Raw genomic sequence first — 12,736 nt, 5'->3', positions numbered from 1 at the left:
TAGAGGTACCACATACTGTTCGACCATGGACGTCCTCGTTGTCGATCACCCACTCGCCCGGGCGCGGCTGACCACCATGCGCGACGCCCGCACGGACAACGCGGCGTTCCGCGCCGCGCTGCACGAGTTGACCGTGATGCTCGTGTACGAGGCCACGCGCGACCTGCCCGTGGCCGAGGAGCGGGTGCACACCCCCGTCGCCCGGACCACCGGCTACCGCCTGGCGAACCCGCCGCTGCTGGTGCCCGTCCTGAGGGCCGGTCTCGGCATGGCGGACCAGGCGCACAAGCTGATCCCGGACGCGCAGATGGGCTTCGTGGGCCTCGCGCGTGACGAGGAGACCCTCCAGCCGACCCCGTACATGGAGTCGCTGCCCGACTCGCTGGCCGGCCGTCCCGTCTTCGTGCTGGACCCGATGCTCGCCACGGGCGGCTCCATGGCCTACACGATCCGCCTGCTGACCGACCGCGGCGCCACCGACGTGACCGCGATCTGCGCCCTGGCCGCCCCCGAGGGCATCAAGCACCTCGAAGAGTCCGCCCACCCGATCCGCCTGGTCACCGCCAGCATCGACGAACGCCTGAACGACTCGGGCTTCATCGTCCCGGGCCTGGGCGACGCCGGCGACCGCCAATACGGCGCCGTCCACTAACCAGCGTGTCGAACGCTCGGGTCCCGCGTGTCGAACGCTCGCGTACCCCGAGTTCAACGTTCGGGACAGCCGGCCGTGTTCTGAGCGTTGAACTCGGGGTACCGGAACGTTCGACACGGTGGTCCTGAGCGTTCGACACGCGGGACCTGGAGGTTCGACACGCGGTTAGGTCAGGGTGGTGGAGTGGTCGGTGGCCCAGGTGGAGAGGGTGCGGCCCCGGTGGCCCGTGACGGTGGTGAAGTCGGCCGTCACGGTGGCCGGTTCCTCGTTGTGCTGGGCCATGTAGCCGAGCAGGTACTCGGCGACGTCGTAGGGCAGGCCCTCGTCGCGGATCAAGGTGGCACGGGCCTGGCCGTAGGTCAGGCGTTCGAAGCGGATCGGGCGGCCCAGGCCCCGGCTGATGGCCGCGGCCTGCTCGACGTGCGTCAGGGCCTCCGGCCCGCTCAACGTGTACGCCTTGCCCGCGTGCCCGTCACGCAGCAACGCGTGCACCGCCACCTCGGCCACGTCGTCCTCGTGCACCGGCGCCCCGACCGACTCCGGGAACGGCGCCCGCACCACGCCCTCCTCCCTGATCGTCCGCGCCCAGATCAGCTTGTTCGCCATGAACTCGCCCGGCCGGACGTGCGTCCACGCCACCCCGGACGCCTCGATCACCCGCTCCACGTCGTGGTGCAGCTCGTAGCTCCCCGGCCGCTTCACGGTCACCGCGCTGCTCGACAGGAACACCACCCGCCGCAGGTCCGGCGCGCGCTCCAGGAACGCCCGCGCGTGCCCCGCCGCGTCCTCCGACTCGATCGCCGCCAGCAGGAACACCGCCGTCACGCCCGCCAACGGCAGCTCGCCCGGCCGCGTCAGATCACCACCGACCACCTCCACGCCCGCGGGCACCACGGCCCGAGCCGGGTTCCGCGTCAACGCGCGCGCAGGCACACCCGCCTCCGCCAACTGCCGCACGACCGCGCCGCCGATGGTTCCGGTCGCCCCGGTGACCAGGATCGTCACAAGCCCTCCCCAGTTACTCAAACTTGAACAGCGCCGAAGCTAGCGCGCTCACCACCCACTCCGCACATGCAAAAGTTTGCAATGGACGCGAGAGAACTTCGCGTTACCGGATTCGGCCGAACGGCCGTAGAGGTGGTCTAGACCTCATCACTACCGTGGTCCAGACCACACGTGAAGCCCCGCGAGGAGAAGCATGTCGAGCAGGAGATGGGTGCTCCCGGCCCTCCTGGCCACCGCGATGACCGCGTCGCTCGCGCCGCACGCCGCCGCCCACGGAGGACATGGCGGCCACGGCGGGCACGGGAAGGCCGAGCGCGTCGTCGGCTACTACACCCAGTGGAGCGGCTACGACCGCAACTTCCTGGTGCGCGACCTCGTGGCCAACGGCACCGCACCGCGGCTCACCCACCTCAACTACGCCTTCGGCTTCCTCGACGAGTCCGGCAAGTGCGTCAGCGCCGACCCGTGGGCGGACTACCAGCGGCCCTTCACCGCCGAGCAGAGCGTCGACGGCACGGCGGACGTCGCCGGCCAGCCGCTGTCCGGCAACCTCAACCAGCTCAAGCAGCTCAAGACCGAGCACCCCGAGCTGCGGATCAACATCTCGCTCGGCGGCTGGACCGGCTCGAAGTACTTCTCCAACGCCGCCCTCACCCCCGAGTCACGCGCCGCGCACGTCGCCTCGTGCCTCGACCTGTGGCTCAAGGGCAACCTGCCCGGCGCCGCGCCCGGTGCGGCGGCCGGCGTTTTCGACGGCGTCGACCTCGACTGGGAGTGGCCGTCGTCCGAGGCCGCGCCCGGCAACGTCGTGCGGCCCGAGGACAAGCAGAACTTCACCGCGCTGCTCGTGGAGTACCGCAAGCAGCTGGGCAAGCTGACCTGGCGCACCGGCAAGCGCTACGACCTCACCGCGTTCCTGCCCGCCAACCCCGCCCAGGTCGACCGCGGCTTCGAGGTGAAGAAGGTCTTCGACCTGCTGACCTTCGGCACCGTCCAGGGCTACGACTACCACGGCGCCTGGGAGCCGCTGACCAACCAGCAGTCCTCGCTCCGCACGCCCGCCGCCGACCCGACCGCGCCGCCGTTCAGCTCGCAGGTCGCGATCGACCACTACCTGCGCAACGGCGCGCCGAAGAGCAAGGTCGTGATGGGCGTGCCGTTCTACAGCCGGGGCTGGACGGGTGTGCGCAACGAGAACAACGGCTTGTTCCAGCCCGCCGCCGGCCCCGCGCCCGCGACCTACGAGGCCGGGTACGAGGACTACCGGATCCTCAAGGCGCAGTCGGCGAAGTTCACCGTGCACCGGGATGCCAAGGCCGGTCACGCGTGGTTGTTCGACGGCACCACGTTCTGGACCTGGGACGACCCGGTCGAGATGAAGCGCAAGGGCCGCTACGTGGCCGAACGGCGCCTTGGCGGCGCGATGATCTGGTCGCTCGACGGCGACACCGCCGACGGCGAGCTGATCAAGGCGCTCACGAGCGGACTGTCCTGAGCTGGGACGGTCCACGGGGTCCGGGGAGGTTTCGCGGCGGCCACCTCCCCGGGCCCCACCCCGGCCGTCACGCGATGCGCCACCCGTCCGCGTGCGCACGCAGGGCGCGCTCGTAGACGGGAGCGATCTCGACCCCCGGCGGCAGGTTGCCGTTGAGCTCGAGGCTCACCAGGCCGTGCACCGTGCCCCACATGGCCAGCGCGATCTGCTCGGGCGGCGGGTCCTGCGCGAACGCGCCGGACTCCACCGCGCGGCCGACGTCCCGCACGACCGGCAGGAACGTCTGCACGGCCGCCTCCTTCGTCTCGTCGGACGGCTCGAAGTTCGGCACGACCTTGCTGAACATCACCAGGTAGAACTGCGGGTCGGCCAGCGCGCTCTCCCGGTACGCCAGGCCGATCTGGACCAGGTCCTCCACCGGGTCGTCGGTCTGCGGCACGGTCGCGATCCGTTCACCGAATCGGCGGAACGCCTCCTCGTACACGGCGTTCAACAGCGCCGGTTTGCCGCCGAACAACGAGTACACGGCCGTGGTCGAGGTGTTGACATCCGCCGCGAGCCTGCGCAAGCTCAAAGCGCCCGGGCCTTCGGAGGACAGCAGTTCGCCCGCCCGCTCGAGCAGCCGCCCGCGGAGCGCATCGTCATGTGTCTTCGGTCGTGGCACCGGGGCATCGTATCGCAACACTGTTATAATTCGCGGCCTGGCCATCGTGGTATCAAGTTGGTACCGTCATTCTCCATGGCGATGACCCTGCGTCTGAGTGACGAGGAGAACCGGCGGCTCGACGAGCTCGCCGCAGCCGAGGGCCGTTCGAAGCAGGAGGTCGTGCGCTTGGCGTTGGCCGAGCGGTGGGCCAGGCTGCAGAAGGAGGAGCAGCTTTCCGAGGTCCTCGGACGCGTGCTCCCCAAGTACCGGGGCCTGCTCGACCGCCTCGGCTCCGCCTGATCGGGTCGACCCCGGGTGCGGGTTCCCGTACTGAGGGCGCCCGACCGATTACTCACTGACCACGACGACACACCTTCGGGTGGTCGCACGCTGGCGCCCTCGCCGTTCGAACATATGTTCGATACGATCAATCCATGCAGCTCAACCGGTGCGGCATAGGCCGTTCACCCATATACATGTGTGAACGGCCACGGCGGTCCGAAGCGCACCGGTATGGTGCGCCGTTGAAGATCGGGCTGCGTCCAGGTTGCGCTTCGGTGCACAACGCGGCCGACAACATCCTCGCCGCCTCCAGGGCGGGGAGGCGATACGGACCTGAGGGGGTGGGTGGTGGCGCCGGAGACGTCCCGGATGCGGCGTGGCCGCGCCGGAGTCCCCGCCCCTCAGGACAGGGAGCGCGTCAAGCAGTGGTCAACTACCTCGACGCCGGCGACTTGCTCGTGCTGGCGACCGCCGTCACCGGCGGGGATCTGGTCGTGCGCGACTTAGGTCTCCTCGACTCCGCAGCCCACCGCCCCAGGGCCACAGTGCTGGGGGTCGAGGCGTACGACACGCTCTGGCTCAAAGCTTCCGCGTTGCTCGACTCCATCGTCCGCACGCGCCCGTTGGCCGAGGGCAACTGGCGGCTGGGCTGGGTCGCCGCCGTGACGTTGTGCGACATCAACGGCTGGTGGATCGACGCCGAGGAGGACGAAGCCCTCGACCTGGTGCGCGCGCTCGGCCGGGAGCAGATCGACGTGGGCGGCATGGCGGCCCACCTGGAGGCATGGGGAATGCCCAAGGACGACTGAACGACGGCCCCGTGCGGGGCGGCGGCGCCGGACACCGCGAATCGGGTTGACCTGGAGTGCACTCCAGCTCCTACGGTCGACACCGTGACTTACTCGATCGCTCAAGCGGCCGAGCGCAGTGGGTTGTCGATCGACACCCTGCGCTACTACGAACGGATCGGCCTGGTCGACCCGCCCGCCCGGGACTCCGGTGGGCGGCGCAACTACAGCGACGACGACCTCGGCTGGCTCGCCTTCCTGACCCGGCTGCGCACCACCGGCATGCCCATTCGCATGATGCGCGAGTACGCGCAGCTCAGGCACCGCGGCGCGGCCACCGCCGGTCGCCGCAAGCAGATGCTGTTCGAGCACCGCGCCGCCGTCCGCGAGCGCATCGCCGAGCTGCAGTCGTGCCTGGAAGTGCTCGAGTACAAGATCACGCACTACGAGCAGATCGAGCACACCTTCGTCGAGGGGATCACCGCGTGAGGTCGTTGGGCGAACTCCGGGTCGGCAACCAGGGCCTGGGCTGCATGGGCATGAGCCAGTCCTACGGCGCGGGGGACGAGGTCGCGTCCGTCGCCACCATCCACCGCGCGCTCGACCTCGGCGTCACGCTCCTCGACACCGCCGACGTCTACGGCGCGGGCGCGAACGAGGAGCTGGTGGGGCGGGCGATCAAGGGCCGCCGCGACGAGGTCGTGCTCGCGACCAAGTTCGGGCTCGGCGACCCGGACCGCAGGCCGCGCGGTGACGCCGCCTACGTCAAGCAGGCCGTCGACGCGTCGTTGGGCCGCCTCGGCGTCGACCACATCGACCTCTACTACCAGCACCGGGTCGACCCGGACGTGCCGATCGAGGAGACCGTCGGCGCGATGGCCGAGCTGGTCGCCGAGGGCAAGGTCCGTCACCTCGGCCTGTCCGAGGCGAGCGCCGCGACGATCCGCCGCGCCCACGCCGTGCACCCGATCAGCGCCCTGCAGAGCGAGTGGTCGCTGTGGACGCGCGACATCGAGGCCGAGGTCGCGCCCACGTGCCGCGAGCTGGGCATCGGCATCGTCCCGTTCTCGCCGCTCGGCCGGGGTTTCCTCACCGGCCGCGTCACGTCCGTCGCAGACCTGGCCGAGGACGACATGCGGCGCGGCCTGCCCCGGTTCGCCGAGGAGAACTTCGCCCGCAACACGGCCATCGTGGACGCGCTGCGCGCGCTGGCCGCCGAACGCGGCGTCACGGCCGGACAGCTGGCGCTGGCCTGGGTGCACCACCAGGGTGAGCACGTCGTCCCGATCCCCGGCACCAAGCGGGTGCGGTACCTGGAGGAGAACGTCGCCGCCGCCGGGCTGGAGCTGGACGCGGACGAGCTCCGCGCGATCGAGGCCGCCGCACCCGCCGTCGCCGGTGACCGGTACCCGCCGGAGTTCCTGCGACTGTCGAACAAGTGAGCGAGGAGGACGACCGTGGAGAACCGCCGGTTGGGCGCGCTCGAGGTGAGCGCGCAGGGTCTGGGCTGCATGGGCATGAGCGACTTCTACGGCCCCGGTGACGAGTCCGAGTCGACCGCCACCATCCACCGCGCCCTCGACCTGGGCGTCACGTTCCTCGACACGGCCGACATGTACGGGCCGTTCACCAACGAGGAGCTGGTCGGCCGCGCGATCGAGGACCGCCGTGACGAGGTCGTGCTGGCGACGAAGTTCGCCATCGTCCGCGACCCGGGGCTGCCCCGGTCCCAGTGGGGTCTGCGCGGCGACCCGGAGTACGTCAGGCAGGCCGCCGACGCGTCGTTGCGCCGGCTGGGCGTGGACCACGTCGACCTGTACTACCAGCACCGGGTCGACCCGAAGGTGCCGATCGAGGACACCGTCGGCGCGATGGCCGAGCTCGTCGAGCAGGGCAAGGTCCGGCACATCGGCCTGTCGGAGGCGGGCGCGGACACGATCCGGCGGGCGCACGCCGTGCACCCGGTCGCGGCCGTGCAGACCGAGTGGTCGCTGTGGTCGCGCGACATCGAGGCCGAGGTCGTGCCCACGTGCCGCGAGCTGGGCATCGGCATCGTCGCGTACTCGCCGCTCGGCCGCGGCTTCCTCACCGGCCGGTACACGTCGAAGGACGACTTCGCGGCCGGCGACTTCCGCCTGGTCGGCCAGCCGCGGTTCGCGGAGGGGAACTTCGACCGCAACCTGGCGCTGGTGGAGTCGCTGCGCGAGGTGGCACGGGAGCACGACGTGACGGCGGCGCAGATCGCGTTGGCGTGGGTCCACCACCAGGGCGCGGTGCCGATCCCGGGCACCAAGCGGGTGAAGTACGTGGAGGAGAACGCCGCCGCCGCGGACCTCGAGCTGACCGAGGCGCAGCTGGCCCGCATCGCCGCGGCCGTGCCGCCCGACGCGGTCGCCGGCGCCCGTTACCCGACCGAGGTGCTGCCCTCGCTCGGCCGGTAGGCGCTACCGGACCACGATGCCGTTGCGCCGGTTGAAGTCCTTCGCGCCCTGCATGGCCAGCACGATCGACACGATCACCAGCACCACCCACACGGGGAACGCGATGATCAGCCCGAGCACCGTCATGGCCAGGAGGATCAACGGGAAGTTCGCCAGCAGCAGGATCACGCCGAGCACCGTCTGCCCCGCGTAGAGGTTGCCCGCCCCGAGCCACAGCAACGACAGCAGCACCGCGATGCCGGGGTTCTTGGCGGTCACCACGCCGCGCACCGGCATCCCGTAGGGCGCGGGGTGCGCGGGCGGGTGCGGCGGCGGGGCCTGCGTCGCCGGCCACTGCGTCGCACCGCAGACGGCGCAGTTGACGCTCGGCGGCTGCAGGTACGCGCCGCAGGAACCGCACATCGGCGGGGGACCGACCGGTTGGGTCATGACTGCCTCCACATGTCGTCGCGGCAGTCTGTCGAACGCGGTAGGCGGTGCGTTACCGATCACATCGGAGCGTGATGGATCACCCGATCACAGCAACGTGGCCGCGACCGTGGCGCCCAACTCCCGGCACCGCTCCCGCGCGTCGGCGCCCGGCGCGCCGGTGAGGCTCAGCGTCTCCACCACCGGCCGCCACTTCAACCCGGTCGTGATGTCCCGCACCGCCTTCACCGCGCCCTCCGTGCCCAGGTTGCCGTGCACGTAGGCCCCGAACGGCCGGCCGCGCGTGGCGTCCAGGCAGGGGTAGTAGATCGTGTCGAAGAAGTGCTTCAACGCGCCGCTGATGTAGCCGATGTTGGCGGGCGTGCCCAAGATGAACCCGTCGGCTTCCAGCACGTCCGTCACCGTCGCGCCCAACGCCGGCCGCCGCACGACCTCGACACCGTCGATCTCCGGGTCGTTCGCCCCCTCGACCACCGCCTCGAACAGCTCCTGCATCGCGGGCGACGGCGTGTGGTGCACGATCAGCAGGCGGGGCACGCGGCCCAGGTTGCCGCGATCGGCGCGGCGCGGCAACCGCTCGGTAGCATCGATCCTGCCCGGCAAGCCGTCATACCTGGTCAACGGCTCGGGCAGGTGGCCGGGTCGGCGGCTGTGCGGCCGGCGTAGCAAGATCGACAATCGGCGCGCGGGAACCGGTGGGGCCGCCGCACGTCTTGAAGTGTGTAGTGACCGGGAGGGAGTCATGGAAACTCGCAGCATCGCCACGATGAAGCGGAACCGGCGGATCACCTGGGGCGCCGGGGTGGGGATCGGGGTCGGGTTGATCGGCCTGCCGCTGGTGTTCATCGCCCTGTGGCCGGGTGTCGACCACAGCCCGTGGGACGTCAACACGATGATCCTCGCGACCGGCGTCGCGCTGTGCACCGTCAGCTACATCTCCGGCCGCATCTCGGTCGCCGCCGTCACGCAGCACCGGTCGCGCCCGGTGAGCCCGCCGACCAGGCGTCCTTACCTGGTGGCGGGCGGTGCGCTCGTCGTCGCCGTGCTGTGCCTGCTGCTCGCCCTGGCCTCGTGACCGCTCAGTCCGCGAGCAGCTCGGACACCTGAGCCCGCAGCTCGGCCAACCGGTCCCGAGCGCGCACCCGGGCGGCCGGCAGGTCGTCGGACACCGGTTCCACGACCTCCAGGTACGCCTTGAGCTTCGGCTCGGTGCCGGACGGCCGCACGACCACCCGCACGCCTTCGCGGGTCAGCCTGACCACGTCGGCCTCCGGCAGCAGGTCCTCGAACGCGAAACCCGCCGGCGGCCGGCCGCGCAACCGGGCCATCAACGCGCCGATCCGGCTCAGGTCGGTGAACCGCAGCGAGACCTGGTCGGTCAGGTGCAGGCCGTGGTCGACGGCGAGCTGGTCCAGCGCGTCCAGCAGGGTCCGGCCGGACGCCTTCAACCCGGCCGCCAGGTCGCACGCCACCACGGCCGCCGAGATGCCGTCCTTGTCGTTGACGTACGCGGGGTCGACGCAGTTGCCCAGCGCCTCCTCGTACGCGAACACCAGGCCGTCGCCCGCGCGCACCAGCCACTTGAACCCGGTCAACGTCTCCGCGTAACGCGCGCCGTGCGCCCGTGCGATCGACTTCAGCAACGAGGACGACACGATCGTGGTGGCCACCAACGGGTCCGGGCTCTCCACAGTGGACAGCACCAGGGAGCCGAGGAGCACGCCGGTCTCGTCGCCGCGCAACATCCGCCACGACCCGTCCCGCTCGCGCACGCCCAGCGCGCACCGGTCGGCGTCGGGGTCCAGTGCGATGGCCAGGTCGGCGTCCTCCGCCGCCGCCAGCGCCAGCAACCGGTCCGCCGCGCCCGGCTCCTCCGGGTTCGGGAACGCCACGGTCGGGAACTCCGGATCCGGCACGGCCTGCTCGCGCACGACCCGCACGTCGGTGAACCCGGCCCGCCGCAACGCCTCCACCGCCGTCGCGCCGCCGACCCCGTGCATCGGCGTCAACACCACGCGCAGGTCGCGCTGGGCGCCGCGCGGCAGCGACGCGACCCGTTCCAGGTACTCGTCCAGCTCGCCGTCCGACACCGGCAGGTAGTCCTCCGACATCGGCACCGACACGGCCGCGGGCACGCCCCGGATCGCCGCCTCGATCTCGCGGTCCTCCGGCGGCACGATCTGCCCGCCACCCGCCAGGTACAGCTTGTAGCCGTTGTCCGCGGGCGGGTTGTGGGACGCGGTGATCTGCACCCCCGCCACCGCGGCGTGCCGCTTGACCAGGAACGCCAGCATCGGCGTCGGCAACGGTCCCGGCAGCACCCGCACGGTGAACCCCGCGCCCGCCAGCACACCGGCCGCCGCCGCCGCGAAGTCCTCCGACCCGTGCCGCGCGTCCCGGCCCACGAACACCGTGCCGACGTGCCCGTGCGCCTTGAGCCACGCGGCGAGGCCGGCCGTGGTGCGGATGACCACGGCCCGGTTCATCCCGTTCGGCCCGGCCCGCACGGGACCGCGCAGCCCCGCCGTGCCGAACGTCAGCGGGCCCGCCATCCGGTCGGCCACCTCGTCGGCCGCGGCGGCGTCACCGCCCATCGCCCGCGCCACGACGGTCTGCAGCTCCAGGCGCGTCGCCGGGTCGGGGTCGTCGGCGATCCAGCGGAACGCCGCGTCGCGCAGGGCCGGGGCGAGGGTCATGCCCGCGTCACCAGCTCGCGCAGCAGCGCGCCCATCCGGCTCGCCGCCGCCTGGCCCGCCTCCAGCACCTCTTCGTGGTTGAGCGGCTCGCCGGTGATGCCCGCGGCCAGGTTCGTCACCAGGGACAGGCCGAACACCTCCACACCCTCCGCGCGGGCCGCGATCGCCTCCAGCACGGTGGACATGCCGACCAGGTCCGCGCCCATCGTGCGCAGCATCCGGATCTCGGCGGGCGTCTCGAAGTGCGGTCCGGGCAGGCCCGCGTAGACACCTTCCTCCAGTGACGGGTCGATCTCCCGGGCGAGGTCGCGCAGGCGTGGCGAGTAGAGGTCGGTGAGGTCCACGAACCGCGCCCCGACCAGCGGCGACGACGCGGTCAGGTTCAGGTGGTCGCTGATCAGCACCGGCTGGCCGACCGCCATGCCCTGCCGCAACCCGCCCGCCGCGTTGGTCAGCACGACCGTGCCGACACCCGCCGCGGCGGCCGTGCGCACGCCGTGCACGACCTTGGCCACACCCTTGCCCTCGTACCCGTGCGTCCGGCCGAGCATGACCAGCACGTGCTTGTCGCCGACGCTCACCGACCGCACCGTGCCGCCGTGGCCGACGGCGGTGGGCGCCTCGAACCCGGGCAGCTCGCCCATGGGCACCTCGGCGTCGGGCTCGCCGATGAGGTCGGCGGCGGGGCGCCACCCCGACCCGAGGACGACGGCGATGTCGTGCCTGCCCACGCCGGTCCGCTCGGCCAGCGCCTTGGCCGCGTCGGAGGCCAGGGCCTCAGGGGTGGTGTTCTCATCGATACCGGTCACGGGCGCGAGCCTAATAGCCGCCTCTCGCCGGTGCCCGCAGTGCCGCGGTCCCACCGGCGCCGCGATGGGCGGAGCGGTTGACGGGTGGAGCAGTGGGACGTGGCATCCGACCGATCGGCGATCCGCCGTGCCGTGCGCGACCCGTGCGGCCCGACCGCAGTCACGTGTGCGCTGCGGAATCCGAAGACCCGGAAGACCACGCCGTTCGCCGAGCGAATGGTCGAGAATCCGCCGGCATTCGGACTGGCGCCTCCCTACGGTCGATTCCTGTGGATGTTCACCCCGCCGCCAAGAATCCGATCGCCGCCCGACCGCGTGGACCCGCGGTGTGGTTCATGTCGTTTGCGGCCGCGCTCGGGACGTCCACGATCTACCCGCTGCAGCCCGCGATCGCGGATGTCGCGGATTCCCTGGGCTCTTCCGCCGCCGCGGTCGGAATCGCGCTCGCGTGCGGCCCGGTCGGCTACCTGGTCGGACTCGGCCTGCTCGTTCCGCTGGTCGACCGCTTCTCCCCGAGACGGGTGCTCGCGGTTCAGTTCGGGGTCCTGGCAGTCGCGTTGGCGGCGAGTGCCGCGGTGGGCAGCGCAGTGGTGCTGGGACTGGTGGTCGGCGTGATCGGAGCCTGTTCGGCGGTGGGTGCGGGACTCGGTTCGCTGGCGGGCCGGCTCGCCGGCGAACGTCGACGCGCGACTGTCCTGGGAATCGTCACCGCCGGGATCTCGGCCGGGATCCTCGCCGGCAGGATCGTGGGCGGTCGGCTCGCCGACGAGATCGGCTGGCGCGGGACGCTCCTCGTGTTCGCTGCCGCCTGCGCGCTGGTCGCGCTGTGCTCGCTGTCGGTGCTCCCGGCCGCGCGGGGCGGCGTCGGGCACGGCTACCTCGCCACCCTGCGCTCGATTCCCGGGTTGTTCGCCCGGCACGCGCCGCTCCGGCTCGCGGCAGTTCGCGGCGCGCTGTGGTTCTTCGGGTTCTGCGCCGTGTGGTCCGGGCTCGCGGTGGCCCTCTCCGCGCCGCCGCACTCGTACTCGGCCGATCGGATCGGCCTGTACGCGCTGGCCGGCCTCACCGGTGTCGTCGCGACACAGGCCGCCGGCGCCTGGACCGATCGAGTGGGCGCGCGGCGCGTCGTCCTGGCGGGCTTGGCCGTGGCCGGGACCGCCGCGGTCGTCCTCGGCTTCACGCTCGCGAACACCGTCGTGACCCTTGTGTGCCTGGCCCTGTTCGACGCCGGTCTCTTCGCCGCCCAGGTCGCGAATCAGAGCACCGTTCTGTCCCTCGACCCGGCGGCGCCCGCGCGTTTCAACAGCGCGTACATGCTGGTGTACTTCGTGGGCGGAAGCCTCGGCACCGCTTTCGGCGCGACCGCCGTCGAATGGTTCGGCTGGCCGATCACCGCCGCGATCACGACCGCCGTCATCGGAATAGCGGCCACGATCACCGCTATCGCACGCCACGACGCGACCGCGCGTTCGGTTCGGTGATGGACCGACCGG

General features: G+C 71.6%; 15 protein-coding genes. 9 read left to right on the top strand and 6 right to left on the bottom strand.

What is annotated here, in order from left to right; genetic code table 11:
* The first annotated feature begins 25 nt into the window (after nt 1-25).
* Nucleotides 26-652 carry a uracil phosphoribosyltransferase gene (upp, locus tag AB0H12_RS32245; protein ID WP_123745437.1) on the top strand — a complete coding sequence of 209 codons (627 nt, stop codon included), beginning with the start codon at nt 26-28 and terminating at the stop codon, nt 650-652.
* A 165-nt stretch (nt 653-817) separates the two neighbouring features.
* Here upp and AB0H12_RS32240 read toward each other — a convergent pair whose 3' ends face one another.
* Entirely contained in the window at nt 818-1,657 is an 840-nt protein-coding gene (locus AB0H12_RS32240) for an NmrA family NAD(P)-binding protein (RefSeq protein ID WP_499628137.1), read from the bottom strand.
* Between the two features lie 193 nt (nt 1,658-1,850).
* On the opposite strand from AB0H12_RS32240, the gene AB0H12_RS32235 reads away from it, so the two are divergent.
* On the top strand, nt 1,851-3,152 hold the full coding sequence (locus AB0H12_RS32235; RefSeq protein WP_499628136.1) for a glycoside hydrolase family 18 protein: 1,302 nt from the start codon (nt 1,851-1,853) through the stop codon (nt 3,150-3,152).
* A 67-nt stretch (nt 3,153-3,219) separates the two neighbouring features.
* Here AB0H12_RS32235 and AB0H12_RS32230 read toward each other — a convergent pair whose 3' ends face one another.
* On the bottom strand, nt 3,220-3,816 hold the full coding sequence (locus tag AB0H12_RS32230) for a TetR/AcrR family transcriptional regulator (RefSeq protein WP_499628134.1): 597 nt from the start codon (nt 3,814-3,816) through the stop codon (nt 3,220-3,222).
* Between the two features lie 75 nt (nt 3,817-3,891).
* Here AB0H12_RS32230 and AB0H12_RS32225 point away from each other — a divergent pair, with 75 nt between their 5' ends.
* From AB0H12_RS32225 to AB0H12_RS32205, 5 genes are all read left to right on the top strand, one after another.
* On the top strand, nt 3,892-4,098 hold the full coding sequence (locus AB0H12_RS32225; RefSeq protein WP_015105038.1) for a type II toxin-antitoxin system VapB family antitoxin: 207 nt from the start codon (nt 3,892-3,894) through the stop codon (nt 4,096-4,098).
* Nucleotides 4,099-4,505: 407 nt separating this feature from the next.
* Entirely contained in the window at nt 4,506-4,889 is a 384-nt protein-coding gene (locus AB0H12_RS32220) for a type II toxin-antitoxin system death-on-curing family toxin (RefSeq protein WP_053718933.1), read from the top strand.
* An 84-nt stretch (nt 4,890-4,973) separates the two neighbouring features.
* Complete coding sequence (locus tag AB0H12_RS32215; protein ID WP_499628132.1) at nt 4,974-5,357, top strand: MerR family transcriptional regulator; 384 nt, start codon at nt 4,974-4,976, stop codon at nt 5,355-5,357.
* A gap of 44 nt (nt 5,358-5,401) precedes the next feature.
* Entirely contained in the window at nt 5,402-6,310 is a 909-nt protein-coding gene (locus tag AB0H12_RS32210) for an aldo/keto reductase (protein ID WP_499628179.1), read from the top strand.
* A gap of 69 nt (nt 6,311-6,379) precedes the next feature.
* Nucleotides 6,380-7,309, top strand: coding sequence for an aldo/keto reductase (locus AB0H12_RS32205; RefSeq protein WP_499628178.1), 930 nt, complete (start codon nt 6,380-6,382; stop codon nt 7,307-7,309).
* 3 nt (nt 7,310-7,312) lie between these two features.
* Here the strand turns inward: AB0H12_RS32205 and AB0H12_RS32200 are convergent, their stop codons facing one another.
* Together AB0H12_RS32200 and AB0H12_RS32195 are read right to left on the bottom strand one after the other, a co-directional pair.
* Nucleotides 7,313-7,738, bottom strand: a complete 426-nt coding sequence (locus AB0H12_RS32200) for a TM2 domain-containing protein (RefSeq protein WP_499628130.1) — start codon at nt 7,736-7,738, stop codon at nt 7,313-7,315.
* A gap of 87 nt (nt 7,739-7,825) precedes the next feature.
* Nucleotides 7,826-8,275, bottom strand: a complete 450-nt coding sequence (locus AB0H12_RS32195) for a flavodoxin family protein (protein WP_499628177.1) — start codon at nt 8,273-8,275, stop codon at nt 7,826-7,828.
* A 205-nt stretch (nt 8,276-8,480) separates the two neighbouring features.
* Here AB0H12_RS32195 and AB0H12_RS32190 point away from each other — a divergent pair, with 205 nt between their 5' ends.
* Nucleotides 8,481-8,813 carry a hypothetical protein gene (locus tag AB0H12_RS32190; RefSeq protein WP_230570411.1) on the top strand — a complete coding sequence of 111 codons (333 nt, stop codon included), beginning with the start codon at nt 8,481-8,483 and terminating at the stop codon, nt 8,811-8,813.
* Between the two features lie 4 nt (nt 8,814-8,817).
* Here AB0H12_RS32190 and AB0H12_RS32185 read toward each other — a convergent pair whose 3' ends face one another.
* Both AB0H12_RS32185 and AB0H12_RS32180 read right to left on the bottom strand, forming a co-directional pair.
* Entirely contained in the window at nt 8,818-10,434 is a 1,617-nt protein-coding gene (locus AB0H12_RS32185; RefSeq protein ID WP_499628129.1) for a phospho-sugar mutase, read from the bottom strand.
* Nucleotides 10,431-11,243 (bottom strand): purine-nucleoside phosphorylase, encoded by an 813-nt coding sequence (locus AB0H12_RS32180; RefSeq protein WP_499628128.1) that lies wholly within the window; start codon nt 11,241-11,243, stop codon nt 10,431-10,433. Before AB0H12_RS32180 ends, AB0H12_RS32185 begins: the two co-directional genes overlap by 4 nt.
* A 92-nt stretch (nt 11,244-11,335) precedes the next feature.
* Here AB0H12_RS32180 and AB0H12_RS32175 point away from each other — a divergent pair, with 92 nt between their 5' ends.
* Nucleotides 11,336-12,724 (top strand): MFS transporter, encoded by a 1,389-nt coding sequence (locus tag AB0H12_RS32175; RefSeq protein WP_499628126.1) that lies wholly within the window; start codon nt 11,336-11,338, stop codon nt 12,722-12,724.
* Nucleotides 12,725-12,736 lie beyond the last annotated feature (12 nt).

The sequence above is a fragment of the Actinosynnema sp. NPDC023794 genome (genome assembly GCF_040639675.1).
Classification (GTDB): domain Bacteria; phylum Actinomycetota; class Actinomycetes; order Mycobacteriales; family Pseudonocardiaceae; genus Actinosynnema; species Actinosynnema luteola.
Note: the sequence above shows the minus strand (reverse complement) of the source record. Positions and strands in the feature narration are given on the sequence as shown.

What these genes read in the sequence shown, in the direction of transcription:
- upp (WP_123745437.1), top strand. Translation starts at nt 26, where the DNA reads ATGGACGTCCTCGTTGTCGATCACCCACTCGCCCGGGCGCGGCTGACC.
- AB0H12_RS32225 (WP_015105038.1), top strand. Translation starts at nt 3,892, where the DNA reads ATGGCGATGACCCTGCGTCTGAGTGACGAGGAGAACCGGCGGCTCGAC.
- AB0H12_RS32185 (WP_499628129.1), bottom strand. Translation starts at nt 10,434, where the DNA reads ATGACCCTCGCCCCGGCCCTGCGCGACGCGGCGTTCCGCTGGATCGCC.
- AB0H12_RS32235 (WP_499628136.1), top strand. Translation starts at nt 1,851, where the DNA reads ATGTCGAGCAGGAGATGGGTGCTCCCGGCCCTCCTGGCCACCGCGATG.
- AB0H12_RS32205 (WP_499628178.1), top strand. Translation starts at nt 6,380, where the DNA reads ATGGGCATGAGCGACTTCTACGGCCCCGGTGACGAGTCCGAGTCGACC.
- AB0H12_RS32210 (WP_499628179.1), top strand. Translation starts at nt 5,402, where the DNA reads ATGGGCATGAGCCAGTCCTACGGCGCGGGGGACGAGGTCGCGTCCGTC.
- AB0H12_RS32190 (WP_230570411.1), top strand. Translation starts at nt 8,481, where the DNA reads ATGGAAACTCGCAGCATCGCCACGATGAAGCGGAACCGGCGGATCACC.
- AB0H12_RS32200 (WP_499628130.1), bottom strand. Translation starts at nt 7,738, where the DNA reads ATGACCCAACCGGTCGGTCCCCCGCCGATGTGCGGTTCCTGCGGCGCG.